At 42.1% G+C, this 5,670-nt stretch carries 3 protein-coding genes; 2 read left to right on the top strand and 1 reads right to left on the bottom strand.

Annotated features, from left to right (window positions below):
• Positions 1 to 815: exopolyphosphatase (locus H7254_RS17525; RefSeq protein WP_301934203.1), on the bottom strand; the 815-nt coding region annotated here is incomplete at its 3' end.
• Positions 816 to 1,202: 387 nt separating this feature from the next.
• On the opposite strand from H7254_RS17525, the gene H7254_RS17520 reads away from it, so the two are divergent.
• Both H7254_RS17520 and H7254_RS17515 read left to right on the top strand, forming a co-directional pair.
• Positions 1,203 to 3,959: a DUF1553 domain-containing protein gene (locus H7254_RS17520; protein WP_301934202.1), complete on the top strand. Its 2,757-nt coding sequence runs from the start codon at positions 1,203 to 1,205 to the stop codon at positions 3,957 to 3,959.
• A 64-nt stretch (positions 3,960 to 4,023) separates the two neighbouring features.
• Complete coding sequence (locus tag H7254_RS17515) at positions 4,024 to 5,529, top strand: DUF1501 domain-containing protein (protein WP_301934201.1); 1,506 nt, start codon at positions 4,024 to 4,026, stop codon at positions 5,527 to 5,529.
• Positions 5,530 to 5,670: the final 141 nt, after the last annotated feature.

Raw genomic sequence — 5,670 nt, 5'->3', positions numbered from 1 at the left:
ATTTCCAGGGCGCCAGCCCATCGCATCACATTGATATATATAAGTAAGGCCGGAACAATTACATCTGCCCTGTCTTCCCTTAAAGCGTATTTAACAATTCTTTCAGCAAGCGTAACACTGCTTAGCTCTTTATAATAATCCCTTAGCAATTCAAGGGAAAGTGGCTTACCATCTTTCTTCTTGCTCATTGAGAATACTTTGTTGATGTTTCCTCCGCTTCCAATTGCCACCACTTCCTGGTGACCTTTGGTAAAGGCACGAATGGTTTCCTTCATTGTGTCCCACTCAACATCTGTCACCATATTTTTCAACAGCCGTATGGTTCCGATGTTGAACGATTTTTTGTAGATGAGAATGCCATTACTGAAAAAAGATAATTCTGTACTGCCGCCGCCCACATCAATGTAGAGGTAGCTGTGGTCTTTATCCATTTTCTCGGCAACATGATTTTCATAAATCAGACCTGCTTCAAAATCCCCGGTTATAACTTCTATGGAAATGCCTGTTTCTAATTTTACTTTACGGATAATATCCTGGCTGTTGGTTGCGTCCCGCATGGCACTGGTGGCGCAGGCTATAATGTGTGACACTTCATATGCATTACATAAATGCTTAAAACTCTTCATCGTTTGCAGCATCATACCCATTTTGGGTTTAGATATATGGCCGAGATCAAATACATCAAAACCCAGCCTCAGCGGAACTCTCACGAGATTTAGCTTGTTAAATGATTCGTTTGCTTTATCATCTTTCACTACCTCTGTAATTAAAAGCCTTGCCGCATTGCTGCCTATATCTATTGCTGCTAATTTCAAAATGTCCGGGTTAAATGTTGACTGATTGACTCACGTGAATACATCAAAATTCGTACAAATAAAATGAAAATAAATTTGAAATATTTTGTTGTGGATAATTGGCGCAGAAGTGAGGTATTTCAACATTTAATGAGTGCACTTTCTGTTTCAATTTATGATTCTTTGTGCCATAGATGCTAGTTTCTGGATCAGGCTTCATAAAAATTAAAATCGTTTCTTTGAGAGCTGATCTTAATTAATTGTGGAATCAAACTGCACCAAGCTTTAACTTTCGTAGATTAGCATTTAATTAAAATTGTGTTTTTTAATAACGACGGTTTGCCTTGCAGCTGGTATTTTTCAACCAATAAAAAAATATCCGGAAGCCATCAACCAATATTCTTTTAAATGAAATCAATCAGCTCCATATTAATTATTGCCTTGCTGGTGCTGGTGCTTTCCATCATTTCTTTTGCATGGATTGGCAAGAAAGATACAGTTGATTTTACTACACAAATAAAACCAATCATCAACAAGCACTGCATATCCTGTCATGGTGGTGTAAAACAAAAGGGAGGGTTTAGTTTTTTATTCAGGGAAGAAGCCATGGCTGTAACCGAATCGGGTCAGCCTGCTATTATCCCCGGGGAACCTGCAAAAAGCGAACTAATGCGGCGCATTACCAATAAGGACCCCGAAGAAAGAATGCCCTATAAACATGATCCGCTGACCAAAGAAGAAATTAACCTGTTTAGCAAATGGATAAAACAAGGAGCCAAATGGGGCGATCATTGGGCCTATACTCCCGTTAAAAATACTCCTGTTCCTTTGCCAACTACTTTCTTTGGATTGATCAATAAAAAAAGCAGTTGGGCAAAAAACGAGGTAGATCTTTTTATTGAACAAAAATTAAATGAGCAGGAGTTGGCACCTTCTAAACAAGCCAATAAACAAACCTTGTTACGCAGGGTAAGCCTGGATATTATCGGGATGCCGGCACCAGAAAATCTTGCGAAAAAATATTTAGCTGATAACAGTGAATCAGCCTACGCAACACTGGTTGATTCATTGCTTGCCTTGCCAAAATACGGGGAAAAGTGGACTTCGTTTTGGCTTGATTTAGCAAGGTATGCTGATACAAAAGGTTATGAACGGGATGTAAACCGCAACATATGGAGATACAGAGATTGGCTCATTCATGCGTTTAACGACGACAAGCCTTACGACCGGTTTTTAACCGAACAAATTGCAGGTGATCTTTTGCCCAACCCTACAGATGATGATTATATAGCTTCTGCCTTTCATCGCAATACCATGACCAATGATGAGGGCGGCACGGATAACGAAGAGTTCAGAACATCCGCCGTAATGGACAGGGTTAACACTACCTGGCAGGCAACCATGGGTACCACTTTTGCATGCGTACAATGTCATAGCCATCCTTATGATCCTTTTAAACACGATGATTATTATAAATTCATGGCCTTTTTTAATGATACCAGGGATGAGGATACAGAAGCAGATTATCCGCTGTTGCGGCACTACAACGATTCGATGAAACTGGAGTTGGATAAGGTAGCCAACTGGATTCAGCAGAACGATAATCCTGCAAAAGCAGCAGAAGCGTACACTTTTTTAAAAACCTGGCAACCTGCTATTAACTCATTAACTGCTGATAGTTTTGTAAATGCAGAACTAAGCGATACCAAATGGCTTGCCCTCCGGAATAATGCCAGTTGCCGCTTACAAAATCTAGAGCTGCAGAATAAAAATCAACTTATTTACCGCTACCAGTCAACCATCAGCGGCGGCACCTGGACAATACATCTTGATAACCCCAAAGGGAAAGTTATTGCAATCATCCCCATCGTGCCATTGAAAAATGGATGGACGATCGCAGCATCAAACCTATTTGTTACGGCGGGGCGGCATAATTTATATTTCAGCTACAGCAATCCAACGATTACTTCTCCCGAAACAAATGGTGTAACATTCGATTGGTTTTATTTTACAGATAAACTTTCGGGAGTAGATAAAAAAGGATTTGCTGCCAACAAAGATGCCTACTGGAAGCTGCTTACGGCAGATGTACCCACCACACCCATCATGATGGAAAATCCTGCTTCCCTCCATCGTACTTCTTATGTTTTTGAGCGGGGTAACTGGTTGGTGAAAGGTAAAAAAGTAACTGCAGATGTACCACATTCTTTAAACCCGTTTCCTGCCGATGCGCCCAAAAACAGGCTCGGGTTGGCCAGTTGGCTAACGTCCGATCAAAATCCATTAACAGCCCGAACCCTGGTGAACCACATCTGGCAACAACTATTTGGAACTGGCTTGGCAGAAACACTGGAAGATATGGGCTCGCAGGGTATTGCACCAACGCATCCAGAACTGCTGGATTGGTTAAGCTATCGCCTGATGCACACAGATAAATGGAGTATTAAAAAACTGATCAAATCGATTGTACTAAGCGCCACCTACCAGCAGGATGCTGCGGTAACGCCCGCTGCATTGCAAAAAGATCCTTACAATAAATTTTACAGCCGTTCTTCCAGGGTTCGATTAACAGCAGAGCAGGTGAGGGACCAGGCCCTTTGTATCAGTGGTTTGATGAGCAGCAAAATGTATGGCCCTTCTGTTTATCCTTACCAGCCTAATGGCATTTGGCTGTCGCCCTGGAGCGGTGAAAAATGGGTACAGAGTAAAGGAGAAGACCAATATCGACGGGCATTGTACACTTATTGGAAACGCTCCGCAGCCTATCCCTCTATGATGGCTTTTGATGCAGTATCAAGAGAAGTATGTACTGTAAGGCGAATCAGCACCAACACGCCTTTGCAGGCGCTTACCACCTTAAATGATTCTGCTTTCCTGGATATTGCAAGGCATTTTGCAAACCGTATGAAACAGCAGGGTGGAGTAGCTGCCAGCAATCAGATTGCAACAGGCTTCAAGCTGGCAACCAATCATGCTATCGACGAAAAAAGTTTGCAGGCTTTGCTGAAATTATACAACACGGCCTTTAGCAGTTTTAAAAGCAACGGTAAAAAAATCAATAAAGTGATGGGCATAAATGCAACTGCTGGCGGAGCAGAAACAGCTGCATTAACAGTGGTAGCAAACGTCCTTTTAAATTTAGATGAAGTGGTTACAAAAAATTAATTCGCAACATGGAATGCTGTAAAAACAACCTGATTTTTTCGTTCATCTTTAATCAACCTAAAGCATGACCCAAAAAGAATTAAATACCCAACGCTTGGTGCAGGAAGCCATTCAGCACCATGCCCGGGTTAACTCAAGGCGTCACTTTATAAAAGAAAGTGCCATGGGACTTGGTTCACTGGCATTAGGTGCATTGTTGGGAGGTTGCAACAGTACTTCCGTTACCAATCCGGTTTCGTTTGACCCAGCATATCCTTTATTACCCAAGGCACCACCTTTTTTGGGTAAAGCCAAAAGTGTAATATACCTGCACATGGCAGGTGCTCCCTCGCAACTTGAATTATTTGATTACAAAGAGGAACTGATGAAAATGGACGGGCAGGATTGTCCGCCGTCTTTGCTGGAAAGAAAGCGGTTTGCATTTATAAGGGGTGTGCCCAAAATGCTTGGTCCGCAGGCAAAGTTTTCAAGAAATGGAAGTAGCGGTATCTGGATGAGCGATAACCTTCCGCACCTGTCATCGGTGGTTGATGAAATATGTTTGTTAAAAGCAGTAAGTACAGATCAGTTCAATCATGCGCCTGCACAGCTGATGATGCAGACGGGCTCGGCAAGATTAGGTCGGCCAAGTATTGGCTCCTGGGTTACTTATGGCCTTGGTTCAGAAAATCAAAACTTACCGGGGTTTGTTGTGCTTACCAGCGGCGGACAAAATCCCGATGCCGGTAAAAGTGTTTGGGGTAGTGGTTTTTTGCCCAGTGTTTATCAGGGGGTTCAGTGCAGAAGCGAAGGAGATCCGGTTTTGTTCATCAACGATCCGGAGGGCATCGACAGAGACCTAAGAAAGGCATCTATCGATGCAATCAACCAGGTAAATGAAGTAGAATACCAGGAGTATAAAGACCCTGAAATTCTTTCCCGTATTGCTCAATATGAAATGGCATATAAGATGCAGATAGCTGCGCCCGAAGTGATGAATATTAACAACGAGCCTTCCTATATCCATGAAATGTATGGCACGCAGCCTGGCAAAGCATGCTTTGCTAACAACGCTTTGCTGGCGAGGAAATTAGTAGAAAAAGGCGTGCGCTTTGTTCAGCTTTTCGATTGGGGTTGGGATAGTCATGGCACCAATGCAGAGCTTGCTATCGACCTTGGACTTGTAAATAAATGTAAACAAACGGATAAGGCAATCACTGCATTAATACTGGATTTAAAACAGCGTGGCCTGTTAGATGAAACCCTGATAGTATGGGGGGGAGAGTTTGGCAGAACACCCATGCAGGAAAACAGGGAAGGTAAAAAAATGCCTTTCAAAGGAAGAGATCATCATACAGAAGCATTTACCATGTGGATGGCGGGCGGCGGTATTAAAAAAGGATTTAGTTATGGAGAAACGGATGAAATTGGCTACGCTGCCATCAGTGGCAAAGTAGAGCCATTTGATATACAGGCTACCATCCTTAACCAGCTTGGATTTGATCATGAGCGTTTCACTTTTAATTTCCAGGGCAGGCCGTTCAGGTTAACAGATACAAGGGGTAAGGTGGTTAACGAGATTATTGCTTAGCAGTGGTCAGCGTGAGTTGGGAATAGAAAAAAGTAAAAAATAAAAAGTCAAAAGTAAAAAGTAAAAAGTAAAAAGTAAAAATTGGGTAGTTAATGGTGAATGGCGAATTATCTATTATTCAATTATCAATTACCAATTATT

This window comes from Ferruginibacter sp., from assembly GCF_014377975.1.
Lineage (GTDB): Bacteria > Bacteroidota > Bacteroidia > Chitinophagales > Chitinophagaceae > Ferruginibacter.
The sequence above is the reverse complement of the archived record's forward strand: the minus strand, read 5'-3'. Positions and strand labels throughout refer to the sequence as shown.

Excerpts from the sequence above, each read along its gene's own strand:
- H7254_RS17520 (WP_301934202.1), top strand. The coding sequence starts at position 1,203 with ATGAAATCAATCAGCTCCATATTAATTATTGCCTTGCTGGTGCTGGTG.
- H7254_RS17515 (WP_301934201.1), top strand. The coding sequence starts at position 4,024 with ATGACCCAAAAAGAATTAAATACCCAACGCTTGGTGCAGGAAGCCATT.